This window comes from Streptomyces sp. NPDC059002, assembly GCF_042740435.1.
Lineage (GTDB): Bacteria > Actinomycetota > Actinomycetes > Streptomycetales > Streptomycetaceae > Streptomyces.
This window is the reverse complement of sequence record NZ_JBHYJI010000058.1, coordinates 11,328-35,647: the sequence shown is the minus strand read 5'-3', so window position 1 is coordinate 35,647 and position 24,320 is coordinate 11,328. Positions and strand designations below refer to the sequence as shown.

Sequence of the window (24,320 nt, the reverse complement as noted above, 5' to 3'; positions counted from 1 at the left end):
TCAGCTTGGCCACGAAAGTGGTCTAGGCCTGTTGCAAAAAATCAGGCCGAGTAGTCTCGGCGCCACGCCGCCGCGGGGGGCGTCTGCCCGCGTTCAAGTCGACACCGATGTCAAAGGGTTGGTCAGCAATGAGGAATCGAATAATCGCCACCGGTGCGGCAACGCTCGCCATGGCCATGGGACTCAGCGCCTGCAGCGGCGACAGCGACAGCGGCGACAGCAAGACGATCAAGCTTGTCGCCGCCGACTACGGCGACAAGGCGTCCAATGCCTCCAAGGTCTACTGGGCGGACGTGAAGAAGGAGTTCGAGAAGGAGAACAAGGGCTACAAGGTCGACGTCCAGGTCATCAACTGGAACGAGATCGACAAGTCCGTGAAGAACATGATCCAGGCGGGCAACGAGCCCGACCTGCTGCAGACCGGCGGCTACGCCGACAAGGTCGCGGACGATCTGCTCTACAAGGCGGACGAGGTGATGTCCGCCAAGACCCGCGAGAACCTCATCCCCACCTTCGCCAAGGCCGGTGAGGTCGACGGCACCCAGTACGGCATCCCGTGGGTCTCCTCCAGCCGCGTGATGTTCTACAACAAGGCCGTCTTCAAGAAGGCCGGCATCAAGAACCCGCCCAAGACGTGGGACGAACTTGCCGCCGCCGCAAAGAAGATCAAGGACAAGAAGGCCGCGGAGACCCCCTACGCCCTGCCGCTCGGCCCCGAGGAGACCCAGGGCGAGTCGATGATGTGGGAGCTCGGCAACGGCGGCGGCTACACCGACGCCGACGGCAAGTACACCATCGACAGCGCGAAGAACGTCGAGACCTTCGACTGGCTCAAGACCAACCTGGTCAAGCCGGGCCTCACGTACTCCAACCCGGCCTCCACCGACCGCAAGACGGCCTTCGCGGACTTCGCGGCCGGCAAGGTCGGCATGCTCAACGGCCACCCGAGCCTGATCCAGATGGCCAAGGAGGGCAAGGTCGACTACGGCGTCGCCCCCATCCCCGGCAAGACGGGCCCGCTGGCGAGCACCCTCGGCGTGGCCGACTGGATGATGGCGTTCAAGGACGGCGGCGCGGAGAAGGAGGGCGTGAAGAAGTTCCTGGACTTCACGTACTCCAAGAAGATGCTGGCCTTCGACGAGATGTACAACCTCATGCCGGTCACCCAGGACTCCCTCAAGGCCATGCAGAGCAGCGGCAAGCACAAGGACCTGGAGCCGTTCTTCGAGGTGCTGCCGAAGGCCAGGTTCTACCCGCTGGGCGACACCTCGTGGGACCTCGTCTCCGCCGAGATCAAGAAGACCGGCGGCAAGGCCGTCGTCGACGACCCGAAGCAGGTCCTCGGCGACCTCCAGAAGAAGGCGGAGTCGGCGGCGGCTGAGGCCAAGTAGTCCCGGAATCCCCCTCGTTCACCCAGTTCGCAAGGAGACCTTGTGTCACTGAAGGCCCCTCCGTCCCCGGCCGATTCCGGCCGGGGACGGGGCGGGCGCGCACCCAGGCCGGTGAGCCGCCGCGGCGGCATCGCGAGGCTTGGCCCGCTGCCCTGGATCGCGCCCGTCATCCTGCTGATCCTCGCCGTGGTCGTCTGGCCCGTCGTCGAGCTGATCCGCACCTCGTTCCTCAACATCTCCATCGCCGGCAAGGTGCGCGGCAGCGCCGGGACCGACAAGTTCAAGAAGCTCTTCGAGGAGAGCGACTTCGGGTCCGTCCTCATCTGGACGGTGGTGTGGACGGTCGTCGTCGTCAGCGTGACGATGCTGCTCTCCCTGGCCCTCGCCCAGCTGTTCAACCAGAAGTTCCCCGGCCGCCGCATCGCCCGCTGGGCGCTCATCGCCCCCTGGGCGGCATCCGTCCTGATGACCGCCATCGGCTTCAAGTGGATGCTCAACCAGACCGCGGGCGTGCTCAACACCCTGATGCTGGACCTCGGTCTGATCGACAACTCCAAGGACTGGCTGGGCAAGCCGGAGACCGCCTGGCCGTGGATGATGGCCGTCGCCGTCTTCGTCTCCCTGCCCTTCACCACGTACACGCTGCTCGCGGGGCTCCAGACCATCCCGCAGGACGTCTACGAGGCGTCCAGGATCGACGGGGCGGGGCACTGGCAGACGTACCGCCACATCACGCTCCCGATGCTGCGGCCCGCGTTCCTCGTCGGCGTGGTCATCAACCTCATCAATGTCTTCAACTCCTTCCCGATCATCTGGGCCATGACCCAGGGCGGTCCGGGCTACGACACCTCCACGTCGATGGTGTTCATGTACAAGCTGAAGGAGACCGACATCGGTGAGTCCGCGGCCATGTCGGTCGTCAACTTCCTGATGGTCGTGGTGCTCGTGCTGATCTTCCTGAAGGTCAGCCGGTGGAACGAGGAGGACTGATGGCCACCGCGACGGCGACCCGCCCCGCGCCCCGGAAGGACGGCGGGCCGAAGCGGCCGAGGCGCACCTTCCGGCCCCGCACCCTGGTCATCACGGCCTTCGCCTGGCTCCTCGCGGCGATCTTCCTTGCGCCGTACCTGGAGATGATCGTCACCGCGCTGCGCCCCAAGGAGGAGTTGCGCGACCGGACGTATCTGCCCGAGAACCTGGAGTGGGCCAACTTCATCGACGTATGGAAGGAGTCGGATCTCGGCCAGAATCTGCAGGTGACGCTGCTCGTCGCGGGCGGTGCGACCCTGCTGGTCCTGCTCGTCTCGCTGCCCGCCGCGTACTACACGGCACGCATGCGCTACCGCGGCCGCAAGCTCTTCCTGCTGCTCGTCCTGGTCACCCAGATGTTCCAGCCCACGGCCCTCCTGGTCGGTCTCTACCGGGAGTTCCACCAGCTGGACATGCTCAACTCCGTCTGGACCCTGATCCTCACCAACGCGGCGTTCAACCTCGCCTTCGCGGTGTGGATCCTGACGGCCTACATCAGCTCCATCCCGCCGGAGCTGGAGGAGGCCGCCATGGTGGACGGCACGAGCCGCTTCGGCGCCATGATCAAGGTGACCCTGCCGCTCGCCCTGCCGGGCGTGGTCACGGCCGTGATCTTCACCTTCATCACGTCCTGGAACGAGTTCGTGATGGGCCTGACCCTGACCACCGAACCGGACAAGCAGCCTCTGACGGTCGGCATCAACAACTTCATCGGCAACTACACCGTGCAGTGGAACTACCTGTTCGCCGCGTCGGTGGTCGCTATCGTTCCGGTCATCGTGCTGTTCGCCTTCATCGAGCGGCATGTCGTCTCGGGACTTACGGCGGGGTCGGTGAAGTAACGCATGGCGATGCGGGAGCAGTTGGCAGGGGATGTGCGGGCGCTGTCCGACGAGGCCGCCGTCCGGGCCCTCGCCGCCGTCGTCGAGGAGCGCGGACTCCTCGCCGAGGCGCACCGACAGGGCTGGGACGGCGCGGAGTTGGGCGAGACGCTCGACGCCGGGGATGCGGCGGAGTATCTGGGATCCGGCCAACCAGCCGTATCAGAGGGGGAGTTGGCCCGCGTCACCCTGGAGTACGCGGTCTCCCTCGGCGAGGACATGGCGCGTACCGTCGGTGAGGCCGTCGCGTACGCGCGGTCGCCGATGGAGCGCCTCGACCCCGTGTCGCTCGCGGTCCCCGTGCTCGTCGTCGTGCTCCTGCAGACCGAGGTGGTCGTGAAGCGGGACACCCGCGGGAAGTGGAGCCTGACCATCCATAAGCGGGCCATGAAGGACGCCGCGCTCGGCCGGGTCTTCACGGCCCTGCTCTCGCGGCTCGGCGGAGGCAAGTAGCGGAGGCGGGCGGCGCCGGCACACCGGCGGTCGGTACGGAGGCGGGATGGCGGTCTCGGCAAGGGCGTCCTACGCGTGGCGCTGCGCGGAGTGCGGCCGCGACAGTACGTCCGCGGTGTGGCGCGTCGTCGACGCCCGTGAGCGGGCCGACGTCCTGGCGGAGCCGGGAAAGGGCCTGTCCTGGCTGGACTGCCCCGGCTGCGGGGCGCGGGCGTACATCGACGCGCCGCTGCTCGTCCTGCGGCCGGGCGCGGTCGCCCCGCTGCTGCTCGCGCTCTCCCTCGCCGAACTCAGGGGCGACCCCTCGCCGTCCGTGACCACCCTGCTCGGCGAGGCCGAACGGGCCGGTGCCTTCCCGGGCGACGCCGCCGAAGGCGCGGCCTTCGACGCGCCGCTGATCCCGCTGCCCCGCAGGCTCCTGCCCGTCGTCCTGACCCGCGACCTCGCCCGCGATCTGGCCGATCCCGCCGCGGCCTGCGCCGAGTTGACGCCGCAGGGGCAGCCCACGGTCGACAACTACGGAACCTTCCTCCAGTACCTCGCGGAGGGCCGCGAGGAGGCCCGGGTGAACCGGCTCCTGTACGCCGTGCTGGCGAGCCCGCCGGACCGGATGGCCGAACTCCTGCGTACCGAACCGGAGTTGACCATGGGCACCAAGGTGCGCGACGCGGGCCGGGAAGAACTGCGCGCGGCCGCCGGTACCCCGCTCGCCTCGGTGCTCGACCGCCGTCAGCGGCTCCTGGAGGAGTTGTGCGACGGCCACACGCCCCAGAGCGAGGCGCTGGACCGCTACTTCGCGTCCCTGAGCCGGTTCGGCGGCGACCTGCGCGCCCGGCTGTACGAGCTGTACGACACGGCCTTCGCCACCGAAGGCCCCGACGGCATCCCACCGGCCCGCGAGGCGCTGGCGCTCGCCGCCGACCTCGGCGAGGAGGGCGCGGAGACCGAACTCGCCGCCCTGCTCGGCGAACGCCTGATGGGCGCCGTGCACGCCGGGCTCGACGCCGATCTCTCCGAGGCCTTCCACCTCCTCGAACACGCGCTGGACCGGCTGCCCGAAGGCAGTCTGGAGTGGGTGCGGGTCGCCAACAACCTCGCGAGCGCCCACTACGCGCGCGACGACGGCGACCGCCTGGAGGTCTGGGAGCGGGCCCGCGGCCTCCTGGCCCGCGCGAGCCGGCTCGACCGCCGTGAACACCCGGAATTCTGGGCGCGGATCCAGACCAACTACGGACTGCTCCTGTCGGAGCGGCCCGGCGGCGACAGCACGGACCTCACCCGCGGCATCGACCGCATCAGGGCCGGTCTCGAAGAGCGCTCACCGGAGCGCTCCACCGTCAACTGGGCCTACTCCATGGTCAATCTGGGCCTCCTGCTGGCCCGCCGCGCCGCACCCGATGACGCCCGCCAGGCGGAGCAGTGCTACCGGGACGCACTCCACCACCTGCGCCCCGACGACGAACCCACGCTGTGGTCGCAGGCCCAGTGCAACCTCGCCGACCTGCTGCTGTCCCGCGACCCCGCCGACGCCCAGGGCGCACGGCAGGCCGCCGGTGCGGCACTCGACCTGTCGCTGACGCGCCCCGGCCTCCTCAACACCGGACGCATCACCTGGCTCCTCGCCCGGGCGATCGACCGGCTCGAAGGACCGGGCGGCGACGAGAGCATCCGGCTGCGCCGCGTGGCCCTGGCCGCCGCACCGCCCACGCTCGCCCCCTCCCTGCACCTGAACATCGCGCGCGAACTCGTCAACTCCTTTGCGGAAGCGGAACGTTGGGACGAGGCGGCCGACGTCGCGTCCGGCATGCTGACCGCGGTGAGCGCGCTCTACGACGCCCAGGTCACCGTCGCGAGCCGCCGCGGCGTGCTCGTCCAAGTGGACAGGCTCGCCCGCTGGACCGCCTTCCTGCTCGCCAGGGCGGGCCGCCCCGAGCGCGCGGTGGAGGCGATCGAAAGCGGCCTCGCCTGCGAACTCTCGGTGGTGGCCGGGCGCGGCGCCGCCGACCTCGCCGAACTGGAACGCGTCGATCCGGTCCTGGCCCGCCGCTACCGCCTCGCCCGGGCCCGCCACACGGCCTCGGTCACCGAACCCTCCGCGATGACACCCGGCGGACTCGCCCCCGGAGCGCGCGAACAGGCCGAAGCGGAACGCGCCCTGCGCACGGTCGTCCAGGAGATCCAGGCCGTCCCCGGCTTCGAGGACTTCCTGCGCACCACCGAACTGCGCGACATCGCCAAGGCCGCGGGCGGCGTCCCCCTCGCCTACCTCGTGAACTCGCCCTGGGGCAGCTACGTCCTCGCGGTCACCGGAACGGAGCCCACCGTGCGGGCCGTGCACGTCCCCGAGGTGAGCAGCATCAGCCTGCTGCACCTCCTGGTCGTCGACGTGACGGAGAAGGTCGCGGGGCTGTGGCTCGTACAGCAGGCCTCCCGGCTGCGGCGCCGCCGCGAGTTCCCCGCGACCCTGGAGCGCCTCAAGGTCCTCGCACCACTGATGCGCCCACTCGCCGGGCTCCTCGCGGACGGTCCGGAGAAGGGTGATCCGGAGGAGGGTGATCCGGAGCAGGACGCCCCAGAGAACGGCGCCCCGGAGAAGCAGGTGATCGTCGTCCCCACCGGCCTGCTCGGCCTCGTCCCCCTGCACGCCGTGCCGCTCGGCCCCGGCGCGGACGACGTGGTCGACGACATCGGCACCCTGATCGTCTCCCCGTCCGCCGCGGTGCACGCCGCGTCCCGCGCGAGGGCCGGGCGCCCGCCGCAAGCCGTGCCGCGCCTGGTGGCCGTCACCGATCCCGACGGGTCGCTGCCCGGCAGCCGCAGCGAACTCGCCGAGATCCTCGCGCTGTTCGCGTCGCGGGGTGCGGCGCGCCACGCGGTCGGGGCCGAGGCGACCGTGGGCTGGGTGCTCGACCACCTCGCCGACGCGACGTATCTGCACCTGAGCTGTCACGGCAGCTCGGGGACCGAAGGACAGGGCGGCTCGCTCGCGCTCGCCGACGGGCACCTGGACATGGACACCCTCGTGCGGCACCGACTCCCGGTCTGCAGGCTGACGGTGGCCAGCGCCTGCCAGTCGGGCCACTACGGGATCATCGAGACGCCCGACGAGTTCCTCGGACTCCCGGCGGGCTTCCTCCAAGCGGGCGCCGCCTGCGCGGTGACCAGCCTGTGGCAGGTGGACGACCTGGCGACCGCGTTCCTGATGACGCGCTTCTACGAACTCCTCGGCGACGCCGTCGGACCGGTACCCGCGCTGCGCCGCTCACGCAGGTGGCTGCGCCGCCTCACCTGGGACGGACTCACCCGGTACACGGACACGCACCCGCACCTTGCGGCCCTGGGCGAGCGGTACGGGTCCCACGCCAGGGCGACGCAGGAGCGCCCCTTCTCCTCTCCCGTCCACTGGGGTGCGTTCACGGCCTGGGGGGTGTGAGGAGCGGTCCCGTGCCGTCAGTTGCTCCGCGTCGGCCCGTTCTCGTCGAGCGCGTAGAAGCGGACCGGGTCGTCCGGGGTCTGCGGGGAGTCGACCCGCATGAGGGTGTAGCGCGTGGCGGCCAGACCGCTGACCGTCACCGTCACGGGGTACTTGACCTCCCTGCCGTTCGCGCAGTCGGGCTCGCAGACGACGTGCCAGCCCCGCCCGGTGGCGCGGGCGGTGGCCGTGCCCCAGCCCGACCACACCAGGTCCAGGACCCCGGCCTTGCCGTCGCCGCAGGCGAGCAGGAGCCAGTCCGGCCGGTTGAGGGTCCTGCCCTGGCAGTCGGCGATCGCCGCGGGCCGTGTGCTCGGCCGCGTCTCGACCCGCGTCGGGGCCTGCCGGGAGGGTTCGCTCTCGGCCGTGGGCTCGGGGTCGGGCGTGGTCGCCTCTTCGACGGGCGGCTCCTCGGTGGTCGGTTCGGGGCTCGGCTGCTCGGGCGTGCGCTCGGGGGTCCGCTCGACGGTCGCGGTCGCCCGCGGCGGTTTCCCGGTGGTACGGGGGTCGCTCTCGCGCCCCGGGTCCAGGGCGATGACGGTCGCGGCGGTCAGCGCGGCGACCGCGACGGCCGTCCCCACGAGCACGGCGAACCGGGACCGGGGCGGCCGTGACCCGGGCTCAGGACCGGCGGGCGGGCCCTCGATCACGACCGCCGCTTCGTCGTCCGCGTCGCGTGTACGCCGCTCCAACTCCTCCTGGAGCCGGGCGATCTCGGCCTGCTGGGCCGCGATCAGCTCGTGCACCTCGGTCGGCCAGGGGCGTGCCGCGGGTGTCATCCGGCCGATGTCTTCGAGGAGTTGGGCCGGGCTCGGCCGCGCGCCCGGGTCCTTGGCCAGACAACGGGCCACGAGGGGGCGGATCCGCGCGGGCAGCGCGTCGAGATCGGGCTCGGTGTGCACGATGTTGTACAGGGTCTGCGGCAGGGAGGGCCCGATGAACGGGCACGCGCCCGTGCACGCCATGACGAGGAGCGTGCCCAGCGAGAACACGTCGCTCGCCGGGCCGATGGGCTGTCCCTGGGCCTGTTCGGGCGACATGAAGCCGGGCGAGCCGACGAGCCGGCCCGCGTGGGTCAGCTCGGTGCCGTCCTCGCCGTCGGCCGCCCGGGCGATGCCGAAGTCGATGACCCGGGGCCCGTCGTCGGCGAGCAGTACGTTGGACGGCTTCAGGTCCCGGTGGACAAGTCCGGCCCGGTGGATGTCGATCAGGGCGGACGCAAGACCCGCGGCCATGCGCAGCACCGGTTCCTCCGGCAGCGCGCCGAGGGCCGTCACCGCTTCCTGGAGCGAAGGGCCCGGCACGAACTCCGACGTCAGCCATGGCTCGTCGGCGTCCGCGTCCGCGTCGATCACCGCCGAGGTGTGCGCACCCGCGACCTTCCGGGACGCGGCCACCTCGCGGCGGAACCGGGCGCGGAAGCCGTCGTCCTCGACGAACTGCGCGTGCACCTGCTTCAGGGCGACGAGGCTGCCGTCGGGTGCGCTGCTCAGCAGGACCCGCCCCATCCCGCCCCGGCCGAGCTCCGCGATCGTGCGGTACCGCCCTACCTCTGCGGGGTCGGTGCCCGTTAATCGTTCCACTGTGTCCCCCGGATCAGACGAGCCGTTCCACGCATCGGACGCACCATCAAAGGAAGAGTCCGAGGGTCTCGTACGGCATGAACCGCGGACAAGGAGAAGGGGGAGTTCGCCCAGGCCGGATCTCCGTCAAGGACTTGACTGCGGCATCTCCTTCAGCGGAGTTTGGAGTTCACAACTTGTACATGGCCCGGTACCCGATTCCGAGGCCGGCGTCACGGGTGGCTTCGGGGTCGCCCGAATTAGGGCAAAGGGTGAGAGTCAATGGAGACTCCGGGGTCGCAGTCCTCTCTGCACCGGGCCAATCTCGAGCGGGTCGTACGCGCGGTACGGCTCGCCGGATCGCTCACGCAGGCGGAGATCGCGAGGACGACGGGCCTGTCCGCAGCGACGGTCTCCAATATCGTCCGGGAGCTGAAGGACGGCGGCACGGTCGAGGTCACGCCCACGTCCGCGGGCGGCAGGCGGGCCCGCAGCGTCTCGCTGAGCGGTGACGCGGGCATCGTCATCGGCGTCGACTTCGGCCATACGCATCTGCGCGTGGCGGTCGGCAACCTCGCCCACCAGGTGCTCGCCGAGGAGGCCGAGCCGCTGGACGTGGACGCGTCCGCCGCGCAGGGCTTCGACCGGGCCGAGCAGCTGGTCAGCAGGCTGATCACGGCCACGGGCGTGGACCGTACGAAGATCGCGGGCGTGGGGCTCGGCGTGCCGGGGCCGATCGACGTGGAGTCCGGGACGCTGGGCTCGACGTCGATCCTGCCGGGCTGGACCGGCACCAAGCCCGCCGAGGAGCTCGGGGCGCGGCTCGGCGTGCCGGTGCACGTCGACAACGACGCCAACCTCGGCGCGCTCGGCGAGCTGGTCTGGGGGAGCGGCCGGGGCGTCAAGGACCTCGCGTACATCAAGGTCGCCAGCGGTGTCGGCGCGGGCCTGGTGATCAGCGGGCGGATCTACCGGGGGCCCGGCGGCACCGCGGGGGAGATCGGGCACATCACGCTGGATGAGTCGGGTCCGGTCTGCCGCTGCGGCAACCGCGGCTGCCTGGAGACCTTCGCCGCCGCCCGTTATGTCCTGCCGCTGCTCCAGTCCAGCCACGGCACGGACCTGACCATGGAGCGTGTGGTGGGTCTCGCGCGCGACGGCGACCCGGGCTGCCGGCGGGTGATCGCGGACGTCGGGCGGCACATCGGCAGCGGCGTCGCGAATCTCTGCAACCTCCTCAACCCCTCCCGGGTCGTGCTCGGCGGCGACCTCGCGGAGGCCGGTGAACTGGTCCTCGGGCCGATCAGGGAGTCGGTGGGGCGGTATGCGATCCCGAGCGCGGCGCGCCAACTGTCCGTACTTCCCGGGGCACTTGGCGGACGGGCCGAGGTGCTCGGCGCGCTGGCCCTCGCGCTCAGCGAGATGGGGGATTCAACCCTTTTGGACGGTTCGCTGCCTGCGGGCGCACCTGCCTTCACTTAGATAACGCATGGCACCGTTGTCATCTCGTTAAGGATTTACTCCTTGACGCTGGTGTGGCGGCCGAGTTGACTTCGAGCCACCTCGGCCGCAACGACGCGGCCTCGTCAGGGAGGCACCCCACCATGAACGCAATGACGCGTCGCGTCGTCATAGGCACGGCCGCGGTGTCGATGGCACTCGCCATGACCGCTTGTGGCAAGGCCGGAGACGGCGACGAAGACAAGGGCGGCGGCGACAACAAGACCATCGGTCTGCTGCTCCCCGAGAACAAGACCACGCGTTACGAGACCTTCGACCGCCCCATCATGGAGGCGAAGATCAAGGAACTCTGCTCGGACTGCGAGGTCAAGTACAACAACGCCGGTCAGGACATCGAGACCCAGAAGAAGCAGTTCGAGGCCCTGATCACGCAGGGCGTCAAGGTGATCATTCTCGACGCGGTCGACTACAAGTCCACCAAGTCCTGGGTCAAGCAGGCCGACGCCAAGGGCGTCAAGGTCGTCGCGTACGACCGCCTCGCCGAGGGTCCGCTGGCCGCCTACGTGTCGTACGACAACGAGAAGATCGGCCGCCTGCAGGGCGGGGCCATGGTCAAGGCGCTCGGTTCCGACGCCAAGGACGCCAATGTCGTCATGATCAACGGCTCGCCGACCGACCCGAACGCCCCCTTCTTCAAGAAGGGCGCCCACTCGGTGCTCGACAAGAAGGTCAAGAAGATCGCGTACGAGCAGGACATCCCGGACTGGTCGCCCGACGAGGCGAACCGCAAGATGTCCTCCGCGATCGACAAGCTCGGCAAGGACGGCATCCAGGGCGTCTACGCCGCCAACGACGGCATGGCGGGCGGCGTGATCACCGCGCTCAAGCAGCGCGGCATCAAGGTCCCGGTCGGCGGCCAGGACGCCGAACTCGCGGGCGTGCAGCGCCTGTTGAGCGGCGACCAGGACTACACGATCTACAAGGAGATCAAGCCGGAGGCGCAGACCACCGCCGAGATCGCCGTGCGCCTGCTCCAGGGCAAGAACATCGACGACATCACCGACCAGAAGGTGAACTCGCTCAGCGGCGACTTCAAGGACATCCCCGCCAAGCTGTACGACGCGCAGGCGATCACCAAGGACGAGGTCGCCGACACGATCGTCAAGGACAAGGTCTACAAGGTCAGCGAGATCTGCACGGCCCAGTACAAGAAGGCGTGCGACGCCGCGGGTATCAAGTAACTCCCGCTTGCGGTAAAGCCGTTCGTACGAAGTGAGCTCCACGGAGCGTGAGAGCGCTCCACGGCCCGTACGACGGCCTCCAGTACCGGCCCGGTGTCCGCCTCACACACCGCCCCGCAATCGGAGGGGCGGGCGCCGGGCCTGCCCTTGCAGCACTGCTTCAGAAGCACTGCTCCAGAAGCACTGCCCTTGATGCACCACCATCCCCGCCGGTCAGGCGGCGAAGGAGATGATTCACGTGTCCGCTACGCCCGTGCTGGCGTTGCGCGGGGTCTCCAAGCGGTTCGGCGCCGTCCAGGCGCTCACGGACGTAGACCTCGACATCCACACCGGTGAGGTGGTCGCCCTGGTCGGCGACAACGGCGCCGGCAAGTCCACCCTCGTCAAGACGATCTCGGGCGTCCACCCGATCGACGACGGCACCATCGAGTGGGAGGGCAGGAGCGTCCGCATCGGACGGCCGCACGACGCCCAGCACCTCGGCGTCGCCACCGTCTACCAGGACCTCGCCCTCTGCGACAACCTCGACGTCGTCGCCAACCTCTTCCTCGGCAGCGAGCTGAAGAGCGCCTCCGTCCTCGACGAGATCAGGATGGAGAAGCGCGCCAGGGAACTCCTGGACACCCTCTCCATCCGCATCCCCAGCGTCCGCATCCCGGTCGCGGCGCTCTCCGGCGGTCAGCGCCAGGTCGTCGCCATCGCCCGCGCGCTGGTCGGCGACCCCAAGGTCGTCATCCTCGACGAGCCCACCGCGGCCCTCGGCGTCGAGCAGACCGCGCAGGTGCTCGACCTGGTGGAACGACTGCGCGAGCGCGGTCACGGCGTGATCCTCATCAGCCACAACATGGCCGATGTGAAGGCCGTCGCGGACAAGGTCGCGGTGCTGCGGCTCGGCCGCAACAACGGCGTCTTCTCCGTCGCCGACACCACCAACGAAGAGATCATCGCCGCCATCACGGGCGCCACGGACAACGCCGTCACCCGCCGCAAGGCGCGCACGGCCACGGTGACGAAGGAGGACGCGAAGTGAGCGACCTCGCCAAGACCCCCAAGCCCGCCACCGGCGCCCCGAACGGGTCCGTCGACGAGTCGGCGGCGCCCGTCCCGGCCGTCGACCCGCGCCTGCTCATCCGCGAGGAGGGCCTGGCCGGCTACTGGACCGAGTTCAAGCGCAAGATGCGCGGCGGCGAGCTCGGCTCGCTGCCCGTCGTCATCGGCCTGATCGTCATCGCGGTCATCTTCCAGCTGAAGAACGACCACTTCCTGGACGCGAGCAGCCTCGCGAACATCGCGGTCTTCACCTCCGGCCTCGGCATCATGGCCGTCGGCATCGTCTTCGTCCTGCTGCTCGGCGAGATCGACCTCTCGGTCGGCTCCGTGGCGGGCATGGGCGCGGCGGTCTGGGCCGTCCTCAGCGTCACGCACGAGCTGAACGACTGGCTCGCGGTGTTCATCGCCATCGCGTCCGGCCTGGTCATCGGCGCCGTCCACGGCTTCTTCTTCGCCAAGATCGGCGTGCCCGCCTTCGTGGTCACCCTCGCGGGCTTCCTCGGCTGGAGCGGTCTGCAGATCTGGCTGATGGGCGGCGAGGGCAGCATCAACACGCCCGAGGGCAGCGTCGTCGAGGACCTCACCGGGCACTTCTTCGCGGACAAGGCCGCGGCGTACGGTCTCGCCGCCGTCGCGATCGTCGCGTACGCCGGGTCGCTGCTCCTCGACAGCAGGCGCCGCAAGTCCGCGGGGCTCCCGTCGCGGCCGGTCAGCGAGATCGTCCTGCGCACGGTCGTCGTGGCCGTCCTCGCGGGCGGCGCGGCGTACGAGCTGAACGAGCCCGTCGGCGCCCGCGGTCTGCCGCTGGCCCTGGTGCTCTTCCTCGCCGTCCTGGTGATCGCGGACTTCGTGGCCCGCCGCACCACCTTCGGCCGCCAGGTCTTCGCGGTCGGCGGCAACGCGGAGGCCGCGCGCCGGGCGGGCATCAACGTCGACCGGGTCCGCATCACCGTCTTCGCGATCTCCGGCATGCTCGCCGCCTTCGGCGGGCTCTTCATCGCCAGCCAGTCCGGCGGCGCGACGAAGAGCCTCGGCGGCGGCAACACGCTGATGATGGTCATCGCCGCGGCCGTGATCGGCGGGACGAGCCTCTTCGGCGGGCGGGGCAAGGTGTGGTCCGCGCTGCTCGGCATGCTCGTGATCCAGTCGATCCAGCAGGGCCTGAACCTGCTGGGCATGGCGAGTGAGATTCAGTACATGATCACGGGGGCGGTGCTGCTGGCGGCGGTCGTCATCGACTCTGTTTCGCGGCGTACGCAGAAGTCGGCGGGGCGCGCGTAGCGGTCCCCTGAGCCGTGGGGGTGTGCTCGGGTTCGTCGTGGCTGGTCGCGCCCACGCGGCGGAGCCGCAGATGTCACAGCCCCGCGCCCCTTCGGGGGCGCCACTCGGCGCCCCCGAGGACGCACCGGCAGGGAACATCCGTTCCCTGCCGGTGCGTCCGTTCGTGTGACCGGGAATACGCCTCCCGGACGCGGTCGTCAGTCGCGGAACATTAGACTCGACAGACCCGGCAACGCTCGAACAGCACATCTCAGCTCTACTGCAAGGAGGCACGGGTGCCGCTGCTGACCCGCATCACGGGACCGCGCGATCTTGACCGGCTCAGCCCCGAGGAGCTGAACCAGCTGGCCGGAGAGATTCGCGGCTTCCTCGTCGACGCAGTCTCCAAGACCGGCGGCCACCTCGGCCCCAATCTCGGCGTGGTCGAGCTCACCATCGCCCTGCACCGCGTCTTCGAGTCCCCCAAGGACAAGGTCCTCTTCGACACCGGCCACCAGAGCTATGTGCACAAGCTGCTCACCGGCCGCCAGGACTTCGGCAAGCTGCGCAGCAAGGGCGGCCTCTCCGGCTACCCCTCGCGCGCCGAGTCCGACCACGACGTGATCGAGAACAGCCACGCCTCCACGGTCCTCGGCTGGGCCGACGGCCTCGCCAAGGCCAACGAGGTGCGCGGCAAGGACGACCACGTCGTCGCCGTGATCGGTGACGGCGCGCTCACCGGCGGCATGGCCTGGGAGGCGCTGAACAACATCGCCGCCGCCAAGGACCGCCCGCTCGTCATCGTCGTCAACGACAACGAGCGCTCCTACGCCCCCACGATCGGCGGGCTCGCCAACCACCTGGCGACGCTGCGCACCACCGACGGCTACGAGCGGTTCCTGGCCCGCGGCAAGGACCTCCTGGAGCGCACGCCGGTCGTCGGCAAGCCGCTCTACGAGACCCTGCACGGCGCCAAGAAGGGCCTCAAGGACTTCATCGCCCCGCAGGGCATGTTCGAGGACCTCGGCCTGAAGTACGTCGGACCGATCGACGGGCACGACGTCGAGGCCCTGGAGTCCGCCCTGCAGCGCGCCAAGCGCTTCGGCGGGCCGGTCATCGTGCACTGCCTCACCGAGAAGGGCCGCGGCTACAAGCCCGCCGAGGAGGACGAGGCCGACCACTTCCACGGCATCGGCCCGATCCACCCCGACACCGGCCTGCCCATCGCGGCGGGCGGCATGGACTGGACGTCGGTCTTCGGCGAGGAGATGGTCAAGCTCGGCCACGAGCGCGAGGACATCGTGGCCATCACGGCCGCCATGCTTCAGCCGGTCGGCCTGGAGAAGTTCTCCAAGGCGTTCCCCGACCGGGTCTACGACGTGGGCATCGCCGAGCAGCACGCGGCGGTCTCGGCGGCGGGCCTGGCCAGCGGCGGACTGCACCCCGTCTTCGCCGTCTACGCGACGTTCCTGAACCGCGCCTTCGACCAGCTCCTGATGGACGTGGCCCTGCACAAGTGCGGCGTCACCTTCGTCCTCGACCGGGCCGGCGTCACCGGCACGGACGGCGCCTCGCACAACGGCATGTGGGACATGTCGATCCTGCAGTGCGTGCCGACCGTCAGGATCGCCGCGCCGCGCGACGCCGACCAGGTCCGCCTGCAGCTGCGCGAGGCCGTCGAGGTGGACGACGCCCCGACCGTCGTGCGCTACTCCAAGGGCGCGGTCGGCCCCGCGGTCAAGGCCGTCGGCAAGGTCGGCGGCATGGACGTGCTGCGCACGGCGGGCACGAACAAGCCGGACGTGCTCCTCGTCTCCGTGGGCGCGCTCGCCCCGATGTGCCTGGAGATCGCCGATCTCCTGAACAAGCAGGGCATCACCACGACCGTCGTGGACCCGCGCTGGGTCAAGCCGGTCGACGAGGCCATGGCGCCGCTCGCCGAGCAGCACCGCGTCGTCGTCACCGTCGAGGACAACTCCCGTGCGGGCGGCGTCGGTTCGGCGATCGCGCAGGCCTTGCGCGACGCGGGCGTCGACGTGCCGCTGCGCGACTTCGGCATCCCGCCGCGCTTCCTGGACCACGCGTCCCGCAAGGAGATCATGGCCGAGATCGGTCTGACGGCGCCGGACATCGCCCGTCAGGTCACGGGTCTGGTCGCCAAGCTCGACGGGCGCTTCGAGCGGACCACGGCCGCCGCGGTGGACTCCGTGGAGCCCGCCCGCGACTGACGTCAACGCGCACCGCCGACGGGCCGGTCCCAAGCACCCTGTACGGGTGGTGGGACCGGCCCATTCGCGTGAATGGGCCCGCGCCGGGGCTTACGGGGTACTCGGTCTCTCGATCATGTCGGGGACGACAACGTGGGAGGTACGCCCGTGAGCAGCACCCTCTTCAGGACGAAGAGCGTCGAGCAGTCCATCAAGGACACCGAGGAACCGGAGCACGCGCTCAAGAAGTCGCTGTCCGCCCTCGACCTCACGGTCTTCGGCGTCGGCGTCATCATCGGCACCGGCATCTTCGTCCTGACCGGAAAGATCGCCAAGGAGACGGCGGGGCCCTCGGTGGCGCTCGCCTTCGTCGTCGCCGGCCTCGTCTGCGGCCTCGCGGCGCTCTGCTACGCCGAGTTCGCCTCGACCGTGCCGGTGGCCGGGTCCGCGTACACCTTCTCGTACGCCTCTCTCGGGGAGTTCCCTGCCTGGATCATCGGCTGGGACCTGATCCTGGAGCTGGCGCTCGGCTGCGCGGTGGTGGCGGTCGGCTGGTCCGGCTATCTGCGCTCGCTCCTGGACACCGCGGGCATGCATCTGCCGCAGGCGCTGAGCGGCACCCACGACGGGACGTTCGGCTTCGACCTGCTCGCCTGTCTGCTGGTGCTCGCCCTGACCGGCATCCTGGTCGCGGGCATGAAGCTGTCGTCCCGCGTCACCAGCGTCATCGTCGCCGTCAAGGTGACCGTCGTCCTCCTGGTCATCGTCGTCGGCGCCTTCTTCATCACCGGCGCCAACTACGACCCGTTCATCCCGCCGTCCCAGGACGTCGAGGGCGGCGGCGGCATCACCGCGCCGCTGGTCCAGCTGATGTTCGGCTTCACGCCCTCCCACTTCGGCGTGATGGGCATCTTCACCGCGGCGGCCGTGGTCTTCTTCGCGTTCATCGGCTTCGACATCGTCGCGACCGCCGCCGAGGAGACCCACAACCCGCAGCGCGACGTGCCCCGCGGCATCCTCGGCTCGCTGTTCATCTGCACGATCCTGTACGTCGCCGTCTCCGTCGTCGTCACCGGCATGCAGAAGTACACCGACCTCTCCACGGACGCCCCGCTCGCGGACGCCTTCAAGGCCGTCGGACACCCCTTCTGGGCGGGCCTGATCAGCTTCGGCGCGGCCGTCGGCCTCACCTCCGTCTGCATGATCCTGCTGCTCGGCCAGACCCGTGTCTTCTTCGCGATGAGCCGCGACGGACTCCTTCCGCAGACCTTCTCCAAGGTCCACCCCACGTTCGGCACGCCCTACCGCTCGACGGTCCTGCTCGGCGGGATCGTCGCGGTCGTCGCGGGCTTCACGTCCATCGACGAACTCGCCGAACTGGTCAACATCGGCACGCTGTTCGCCTTCGTCGTGGTCGCCCTCGGCGTCATCCTGCTCCGCAAGCAGCGCCCCGACCTGCCGCGCGCCTTCCGCACCCCGCTGGTGCCGCTGGTGCCGGTCCTCTCGGTCCTCGCGTCGCTGTGGCTGATGCTCAACCTGCCCGCGGAGACCTGGCTGCGGTTCGGCGTCTGGATGGTCCTCGGCGTGGTCATCTACTTCGTGTACGGGCGTTCGCACAGCCGACTGCACCTGCGCGACCAGTACGCCGACGACGCACAGTAGTCATCTGCCTTTCGGCAAGGCTTCTTCCCCGGCCCCGTATGTCCCGTTCCGATGGGGACTGCGGGGCCGGATAGCGTGCACCGTATGCTCGCCGCACCCTCCGCATCACTACGCTCCGTACATGACCTCCGGGTGCCGGGCCCGCGCAAGGAGTACGTCCCCGACGTCCGCGCCCCGTACTGGACGCGGCTGTTCCCCCTCCTCGCCGCACTGGCGTGCGTGACCCGCCTGCCCTCCTTCCGGTGGCCCCTGTGGAACCCCGACGAGGGCTATCTCGCCGTCCAGGCAAGGATGCTGGCCGACGGCGGCGCGCTCTACGAGACCGTCGTCGACCGCAAGCCGCCGCTCGTCCCCTGGCTGTACGAGGGCGCCTTCGCGCTCTGCGGCGACGCCTCGCTGCTCCCGCTGAAGGTCCTCGCGGTCACCGCCCAGCTCCTGACCGCGGTGCTGCTCGTCTCCCTCGCCCGGCGCCGCTGGGGGGACCGCGCGGGCCGCACGGCGGGCGTCCTGTACCTGCTCGTCTCGATCGGCCTCAACCCCGAGGACGCGCAGGCGGCCACCTTCGAGATCTTCATGCTGCCCTGCACGGCCGCCGCCATGTGGTGCGCGGACCGGCGCAGATGGGGCGCCGCGGGCGCGGCGGTGGCCTGCGCCTTCCTCGCCAAGCAGACCGGGGGAGCGGTCCTCCTGCCGGTCGCCTGGCTGCTGTGGCAGGGCGGGGCGCCCCGGCGCGACGTACTGCGCCTGGCGGCGGGCCTGTGCGGCCCCGTCATCGCCGCCGCCGTCGTGACGAACCCGGCGGGCTTCCTGTTCTGGACGGTGACGGGCTCGGGCGCGTACGCCTCCTTCACGGGCTCCGAACTCCACGTCCTGGGGCGCGGGTTGGGCAACGCGGCGATCCTCGCGGCGGCCTGCGCGGGCATCGTCCCGCCCGTCGTACGCGTCCTGCGCATCGCCCGCACCGGCTCGGCCGACCTCTGGCTCTGGCTCGCCTCCGCGGTGGCCGCCGTCCTACTCGGCTTCCACTTCTTCGGCCACTACTACCTCCAACTCATGCCGCCCCTCGCCCTGTTGGGGGCGGCCGCGCTGCAGATCCTGCCGGGGGAGCGCACGGTGCGGGCGGTGGGCGTCTCGGCGGGCGCGTGCGCGCTGTTCCTGGCGTGGGGGCTGCTCGCGCCGCGGCCCGAACTGGCGCACGCCGCACGCCTCGCCGGTGTGGTGCAGGCACGCACGGATCCCGGCGACCGGGTGCTCCTGTGGGGGATGCACCCCGAGACGTACTGGCTCGCCGACCGCGCGCCCGCGAGCCGCTACCTCACGGCGGGGCTGCTCACCAACTACAGCGGCGGCAGGAACGGCCCCCGCGTCGGCGAGCGGTACGGCGTCGCGGGCGCCTGGCAGGTCTTCCGCGAGGAGCTGCGGGACCGCCCGCCCGCACTCATCGTCGACGACTCCCGCGGCAAGCCCTACGCGCCGCACCGGGTGCCGTCCCTGCACCGGATCCTCGCGGACGGCTACCGGCCGCTGCTCACGGTGGAGGGCGCCGTGTTCTACGTCCGGCCGGGCGCCCCCGGGGCCTGACCCGGGCCGTGCACGGTGCGCGGCCCCAGGCACTCGGCACCCCACTCGCCGACCCTGCGCCGCAGTTCGCGGTCGGCCGTGACGACCAGACAGGGCCGGCCACGGGCCTCCCGCGCCAGCTCCACGATGCGGTCGTCGCCGCTGCCGGGCGCGGCGACCACCCGGACCCCCGGCACCGACGCGACGCCGCGCGCCGCGCCCTCGACGACCAGGACGACGTCCAGTGGCCCCGCACGGCCTGGCAGCCCCTGCGCGGCGTACGCGACGAGCCGGTCCCTGAGCCGCTCGGCGGCCCCGCGGCGATCGCGCCACCAGCCGTCGGGCACGGAGCCGACGACATTGGCCGCGTCGACGACAAGAAGGGTGCTCAGGGCGTTCATGACGCCAGCGTGGCACATGGGGGGCGGTGCCCGCGGCCCGATCCGATTGCGGCAAACGTAGACTAAAAGGCCAATGCTGTGAGCCGGTGAACATGGAAAGGTTGGCGCAGAGTCATGCCGTCGAGGTCCGCCCGCAAGCCCGAGCGGAAGCCTTCCAGACCCCCCGTCGCGGAACCTGCCGCGCCCCCCGCACGCCCGGCCGCCGGTCCGCCGGACACCGGCCGCTGGCTGCTCAGGGGCAAGGACGGCAGGCTCTCCGCCTACGCCCGCGCGGAAGGGGGACTCCTGCGCTGGACGGAGGAGCGCCCCGGCGGCCCCCACTGGACGGGCCCCGCCTACTTCGAGGCGCCCGACCTGACGTACCTCACGCTGGCCCAGGGCGCCGACGGATACGTCCACTTCATCGGCAGGCGCGAGCGGCGCGACGGTGACGGCAAGCCCGTCGTCGACGTCATGCACTCCGTGCAGTACCAGTCCGGGCGCCCCCTCATGGACTGGCGCTCCGTCGGCAACCCGCACACCAAGCTCGTCGAGCGCGCCCCGCACCTCGGTGACCCGGCCGTCGCGGTGGACACCGCGGGCACCGTCCACGTCTTCGTGCGGGACGCGGTGAAGAGCGTCCGGATGCGCCGCGAGGGCAAGGGCGGCAAGTGGGAGGGCTGGAAGGACCTCAAGAGCAGCGAGGCCCTCGACGGCATCGCCGCCGTCACCACGTCGACGGGCCGCATCGAGGTCTACGCGCCCACCGCCGACGGCACGGAGCACTGGGCCCAGGAAGAGCGCGGCGGCGATTTCAAGCGCGCGGACGACATCCCGCCGACCCCGGCGCCCGGCTCCGGCACGGCCCTGGAGACCGGCGACGACCGGCTCACGTACTACGCCGCCGACGCCTCGGGCAAGGGCGTCCTGGCCCACCGCCCCGCGATCGGCGGCACCGCGGTCCCGCTCGGCGGCGAACCGGACCCCCGCCCCACGGCCGCCCTGCGCGCCACGATCGACGGCCACGACTGCACGGTCCTCGCGCACCGCTCCCGCTCGGGCCGCCCCGCCGTCGCCGCGTTCCCCACCGAGGACGAGGAGGCGGGCCTGTGGTGGGCGGAGACCGGTGAACCCTGCCTGGGCGCCCCGGCGTTGGCGCTCGACGCGCATGGCCGCGTGGTCATGACGGCGATCGGCGTCGACGGCACGCTGCGGGTCGCACGCCAGCAGGCCGAACCGGGCCTCGCGCTGGGGGCGTGGACCCGGGTGTGAGCGAACAGCAGTGGGCCGTACGGGACAACTCCCGTACGGCCCACCGCTGTTGCTGAGTGCGTTACGCGGGGACGCTCGCCACGCCCTGCGCCAGGAACCGCTTGCCGTTCACCCGCTCGCTGACACCCTCACGGTCCAGGTACGGCGTGATGCCGCCCAGGTGGAAGGGCCAGCCCGCGCCGGTGATCAGGCACAGGTCGATGTCCTGGGCCTCGGCGACGACGCCCTCGTCGAGCATGAGCCCGATCTCCTGCGCCACGGCGTCCAGGACGCGGTCGCGCACCTGCTCCTCGGTCAGGACGGAGTCGCCCTGCTTGAGGAGCGCGGCGACCTCCGGGTCCAGCTCCGGCTTGCCGGAGTCGTACACGTAGAAGCCGCGCTTGCCGGCCTTGACGACGGCGGCGAGGTTCGGGGACACCGTGAAGCGCTCCGGGAAGGCGCGGTTCAGGGTCTCCGAGACGTGCAGACCGATGGCCGGGCCGACCAGTTCCAGGAGGACCAGCGGCGACATCGGCAGACCGAGCGGCTCGACGGCCTTCTCGGCGACCTCGACGGGGGTGCCCTCGTCGATGACGTTCTGGATCTCGCCCATGAAGCGGGTCAGGATGCGGTTCACGACGAACGCCGGGGCGTCCTTCACGAGCACCGCGGTCTTCTTCAGCTTCTTGGCGACACCGAAGGCCGTGGCCAGCGAGGCGTCGTCGGTCTGCTCGCCGCGCACGATCTCCAGGAGCGGCAGGATCGCGACCGGGTTGAAGAAGTGGAAGCCGACGACCCGCTCGGGGTGCTTCAGCTTCGACGCCATCTCGCTCACCGACAGCGAGGAGGTGTTGGTGGCGAGGATCGCGTGCGCCGGGGCGACGGCCTCGACCTCGGCGAACACCTGCTGCTTGACGCCGATCTCCTCGAAGACGGCCTCGATGATGAAGTCCGCGTCGGCGAAGCCCTCGGCCTTGTCGAGCACACCGGAGACGAGCGCCTTCAGACGGTTCGCCTTGTCCTGGTTGATGCGGCCCTTGCCGAGCAGCTTCTCGATCTCGGCGTGGACGTAGCCCACACCCTTGTCGACCCGCTCCTGGTCGATGTCGGTCAGCACGACCGGCACCTCGAGGCGGCGCAGGAAGAGCAGCGCGAGCTGCGAGGCCATCAGACCGGCGCCGACGACGCCGACCTTGGTGACCGGGCGCGCCAGGTTCTTGTCCGGGGCACCGGCCGGGCGCTTGCCGCGCTTCTGGACCAGGTTGAACGAGTAGATGCCGGACCGGAGTTCGCCACCCATGATCAGGTCGGCGAGCGCGGTGTCCTCGGCGTCGAAGCCCTGCTGGAGGTCCCCGTCCTTGGCCGCGGCGATGATCTCGAGGGCGCGGTAGGCGGCCGGAGCGGCGCCGTGCACCTTGGAGTCGGCGATGGCACGGCCGCGCGCGACGGCGGCGTCCCAGCCCTCGCCCCGGTCGATCTCCGGACGGACGACCTGGGTCGAGCCGGTCAGCACGGAGGCCGTCCAGATCAGCGACTGCTCCAGGAAGTCGGCACCCTCGAACAGGGCGTCGGCGATGCCGAGTTCGAAGACCTGCTTGCCCTTGAGCTGGCGGTTCTGGTTGAGCGAGTTCTCGATGATGACCGAGACGGCCCGGTCGGCGCCGATCAGGTTCGGGAGCAGCGCGCAGCCGCCCCAGCCCGGGACCAGGCCGAGGAAGACCTCGGGCAGCGAGAAGGCGGGCAGCGCCTTGGAGACGGTGCGGTAGGTGCAGTGCAGACCGACCTCGACACCGCCGCCCATCGCGGCACCGTTGTAGTACGCGAAGGTCGGCACGGCGAGCCCGGAGAGCCGCTTGAAGACCTCGTGGCCGCCCTTGCCGATGGCCAGCGCGTCCTCGTGGTGCTTGAGCAGCTCCACACCCTTGAGGTCGGCGCCGACGGCGAAGATGAACGGCTTGCCGGTGATGCCGGCGCCGACGATCGCGCCCTCGGCCGCCTCCTTCTCTACCTGGTCGATCGCGGCGTTGAGGTTCGCCAGCGAGGCCGGGCCGAAGGTGGTCGGCTTGGTGTGGTCGAAGCCGTTGTCGAGGGTGATGAGCGCGAAGCGCCCGGCGCCCTGCGGCAGGTCGAGGTGGCGCACGTGCGCCTGCGTCACGACCTCGTCGGGGAACAGCTCGGCCGCACCCTTCAGAAGCTCAGCGGTGGTCGTGCTCACTTGTCGCCTCCGGCGTCCTTGTGGTTCGGGTTCTCCCAGATGACCGTGGCGCCCATGCCGAAGCCGACACACATGGTCGTGAGGCCGTAGCGGACCTCAGGCTGCTCCTCGAACTGCCGCGCGAGCTGCGTCATCAGGCGTACGCCGGAGGAGGCGAGCGGGTGGCCGAACGCGATGGCGCCGCCGTACTGGTTGACGCGCGCGTCGTCGTCGGCGATGCCGTAGTGCTCAAGGAAGGCGAGCACCTGCACGGCGAACGCCTCGTTGACCTCGAAGAGGCCGATGTCGTCGATCGACAGACCCGACTTGGCGAGGGCCTTCTCGGTGGCCGGGATCGGGCCGTAGCCCATGACCTCGGGCTCGACACCCGCGAAGGCGTACGACACGAGGCGCATCTTGACGGGCAGGCCGTTCTCCCGCGCGAACTCCTCGGAGGCGATGAGGGACGCGGTGGCGCCGTCGTTGAGACCGGCGGCGTTGCCCGCGGTGACGCGCCCGTGCGTACGGAACGGCGTCTTCAGGCCCGCGAGGTTCTCCAGCGTGGTCCCCGGGCGCATCGGCTCGTCGGCGGTGGCGAGACCCCAACCGGTCTCACCCGCCTCCTCGTTGGTCCGGCGCACCGAGATCGGCACCAGGTCGGCCTGGATCTTGCCGTCGGCGTACGCCTTGGCGGCCTTCTCCTGCGAGCGCACCGCGTACTCGTCGGCGCGCTGCTTGGTGATGCTCGGGTAGCGGTCGTGCAGGTTCTCGGCGGTCATGCCCATGAACAGGGCGGACTCGTCGACGAGCTTCTCGCTCACGAAGCGCGGGTTGGGGTCCACGCCCTCACCCATGGGGTGGCGGCCCATGTGCTCGACGCCACCGGCGACGGCGATGTCGTACGCACCGAAGGCGACGCTGCCCGCGACCGAGGTCACGGCGGTCAGGGCGCCGGCACACATGCGGTCGATGGAGTACCCGGGCACGGACTGCGGAAGACCGGCCAGGATCCCGGCGGTGCGGCCGAGCGTCAGACCCTGGTCGCCGATCTGCGTGGTCGCGGCGATGGCGACCTCGTCGATCTTGGCGGGGTCGAGGTCCGGGTTGCGGCGAAGCAGCTCCCGGATGGCCTTCACGACGAGGTCATCGGCACGGGTCTCGTGGTAGATGCCCTTCGGGCCCGCCTTGCCGAACGGGGTGCGGACGCCGTCCACGAAGACGACGTCCCTGACGGTACGAGGCACGATGGCTCTCCTCCAGGGTGCG

17 protein-coding genes are annotated in these 24,320 nt (G+C 70.6%); 13 read left to right on the top strand and 4 right to left on the bottom strand.

Annotated features, from left to right (window positions below):
• Positions 1-128: 128 nt before the first annotated feature.
• The 5 genes from ACFWZ2_RS34980 to ACFWZ2_RS34960 are packed head-to-tail and all read left to right on the top strand — an operon-like array spanning position 129 to position 7,187.
• Positions 129-1,391 carry an extracellular solute-binding protein gene (locus ACFWZ2_RS34980; protein WP_384552698.1) on the top strand — a complete coding sequence of 421 codons (1,263 nt, stop codon included), beginning with the start codon at positions 129-131 and terminating at the stop codon, positions 1,389-1,391.
• A 42-nt stretch (positions 1,392-1,433) separates the two neighbouring features.
• Positions 1,434-2,381, top strand: coding sequence for a carbohydrate ABC transporter permease (locus tag ACFWZ2_RS34975; protein WP_384552696.1), 948 nt, complete (start codon positions 1,434-1,436; stop codon positions 2,379-2,381).
• Complete coding sequence (locus tag ACFWZ2_RS34970) at positions 2,381-3,262, top strand: carbohydrate ABC transporter permease (RefSeq protein WP_384552694.1); 882 nt, start codon at positions 2,381-2,383, stop codon at positions 3,260-3,262. Before ACFWZ2_RS34975 ends, ACFWZ2_RS34970 begins: the two co-directional genes overlap by 1 nt.
• A 3-nt stretch (positions 3,263-3,265) precedes the next feature.
• The gene (locus ACFWZ2_RS34965; protein WP_384552692.1) at positions 3,266-3,754 is read left to right on the top strand and encodes a hypothetical protein; all 489 of its coding nucleotides are present in this window, start codon (positions 3,266-3,268) and stop codon (positions 3,752-3,754) included.
• Between the two features lie 46 nt (positions 3,755-3,800).
• Positions 3,801-7,187 carry a CHAT domain-containing protein gene (locus ACFWZ2_RS34960; protein ID WP_384552690.1) on the top strand — a complete coding sequence of 1,129 codons (3,387 nt, stop codon included), beginning with the start codon at positions 3,801-3,803 and terminating at the stop codon, positions 7,185-7,187.
• 17 nt (positions 7,188-7,204) lie between these two features.
• Here ACFWZ2_RS34960 and ACFWZ2_RS34955 read toward each other — a convergent pair whose 3' ends face one another.
• A complete protein-coding gene (locus ACFWZ2_RS34955) occupies positions 7,205-8,809 on the bottom strand; it encodes a protein kinase (RefSeq protein WP_384552688.1) in 1,605 nt (534 codons plus the stop codon).
• Positions 8,810-9,070: 261 nt separating this feature from the next.
• On the opposite strand from ACFWZ2_RS34955, the gene ACFWZ2_RS34950 reads away from it, so the two are divergent.
• The 7 genes from ACFWZ2_RS34950 to ACFWZ2_RS34920 all read left to right on the top strand — a co-directional run bounded on the left by ACFWZ2_RS34950 (position 9,071) and on the right by ACFWZ2_RS34920 (position 19,250).
• Positions 9,071-10,270, top strand: coding sequence for an ROK family protein (locus ACFWZ2_RS34950; protein ID WP_384552686.1), 1,200 nt, complete (start codon positions 9,071-9,073; stop codon positions 10,268-10,270).
• 122 nt (positions 10,271-10,392) lie between these two features.
• Complete coding sequence (locus tag ACFWZ2_RS34945) at positions 10,393-11,490, top strand: substrate-binding domain-containing protein (protein ID WP_384552684.1); 1,098 nt, start codon at positions 10,393-10,395, stop codon at positions 11,488-11,490.
• 229 nt (positions 11,491-11,719) lie between these two features.
• Complete coding sequence (locus ACFWZ2_RS34940) at positions 11,720-12,520, top strand: ATP-binding cassette domain-containing protein (RefSeq protein ID WP_384552682.1); 801 nt, start codon at positions 11,720-11,722, stop codon at positions 12,518-12,520.
• Positions 12,517-13,821 (top strand): sugar ABC transporter permease, encoded by a 1,305-nt coding sequence (locus ACFWZ2_RS34935; protein ID WP_384552680.1) that lies wholly within the window; start codon positions 12,517-12,519, stop codon positions 13,819-13,821. Before ACFWZ2_RS34940 ends, ACFWZ2_RS34935 begins: the two co-directional genes overlap by 4 nt.
• A 275-nt stretch (positions 13,822-14,096) precedes the next feature.
• Positions 14,097-16,028 (top strand): 1-deoxy-D-xylulose-5-phosphate synthase, encoded by a 1,932-nt coding sequence (dxs, locus tag ACFWZ2_RS34930; RefSeq protein WP_384552678.1) that lies wholly within the window; start codon positions 14,097-14,099, stop codon positions 16,026-16,028.
• A 72-nt stretch (positions 16,029-16,100) separates the two neighbouring features.
• Positions 16,101-17,669, top strand: a complete 1,569-nt coding sequence (locus ACFWZ2_RS34925) for an amino acid permease (protein WP_384552676.1) — start codon at positions 16,101-16,103, stop codon at positions 17,667-17,669.
• Between the two features lie 84 nt (positions 17,670-17,753).
• Positions 17,754-19,250, top strand: coding sequence for an ArnT family glycosyltransferase (locus tag ACFWZ2_RS34920; protein WP_384552674.1), 1,497 nt, complete (start codon positions 17,754-17,756; stop codon positions 19,248-19,250).
• On the opposite strand, the gene ACFWZ2_RS34915 is transcribed toward ACFWZ2_RS34920, so the two are convergent.
• Positions 19,220-19,630 (bottom strand): NTP pyrophosphohydrolase, encoded by a 411-nt coding sequence (locus tag ACFWZ2_RS34915; RefSeq protein ID WP_384552672.1) that lies wholly within the window; start codon positions 19,628-19,630, stop codon positions 19,220-19,222. The genes ACFWZ2_RS34920 and ACFWZ2_RS34915 overlap by 31 nt on opposite strands.
• Positions 19,631-19,744: 114 nt before the next feature.
• On the opposite strand from ACFWZ2_RS34915, the gene ACFWZ2_RS34910 reads away from it, so the two are divergent.
• On the top strand, positions 19,745-20,881 hold the full coding sequence (locus ACFWZ2_RS34910; protein WP_384552670.1) for a hypothetical protein: 1,137 nt from the start codon (positions 19,745-19,747) through the stop codon (positions 20,879-20,881).
• Positions 20,882-20,942: 61 nt separating this feature from the next.
• Here the strand turns inward: ACFWZ2_RS34910 and ACFWZ2_RS34905 are convergent, their stop codons facing one another.
• Together ACFWZ2_RS34905 and ACFWZ2_RS34900 are read right to left on the bottom strand one after the other, a co-directional pair.
• Positions 20,943-23,075, bottom strand: a complete 2,133-nt coding sequence (locus tag ACFWZ2_RS34905; RefSeq protein ID WP_384552668.1) for a 3-hydroxyacyl-CoA dehydrogenase NAD-binding domain-containing protein — start codon at positions 23,073-23,075, stop codon at positions 20,943-20,945.
• On the bottom strand, positions 23,072-24,298 hold the full coding sequence (locus tag ACFWZ2_RS34900) for a thiolase family protein (protein ID WP_384552666.1): 1,227 nt from the start codon (positions 24,296-24,298) through the stop codon (positions 23,072-23,074). Before ACFWZ2_RS34900 ends, ACFWZ2_RS34905 begins: the two co-directional genes overlap by 4 nt.
• Positions 24,299-24,320 lie beyond the last annotated feature (22 nt).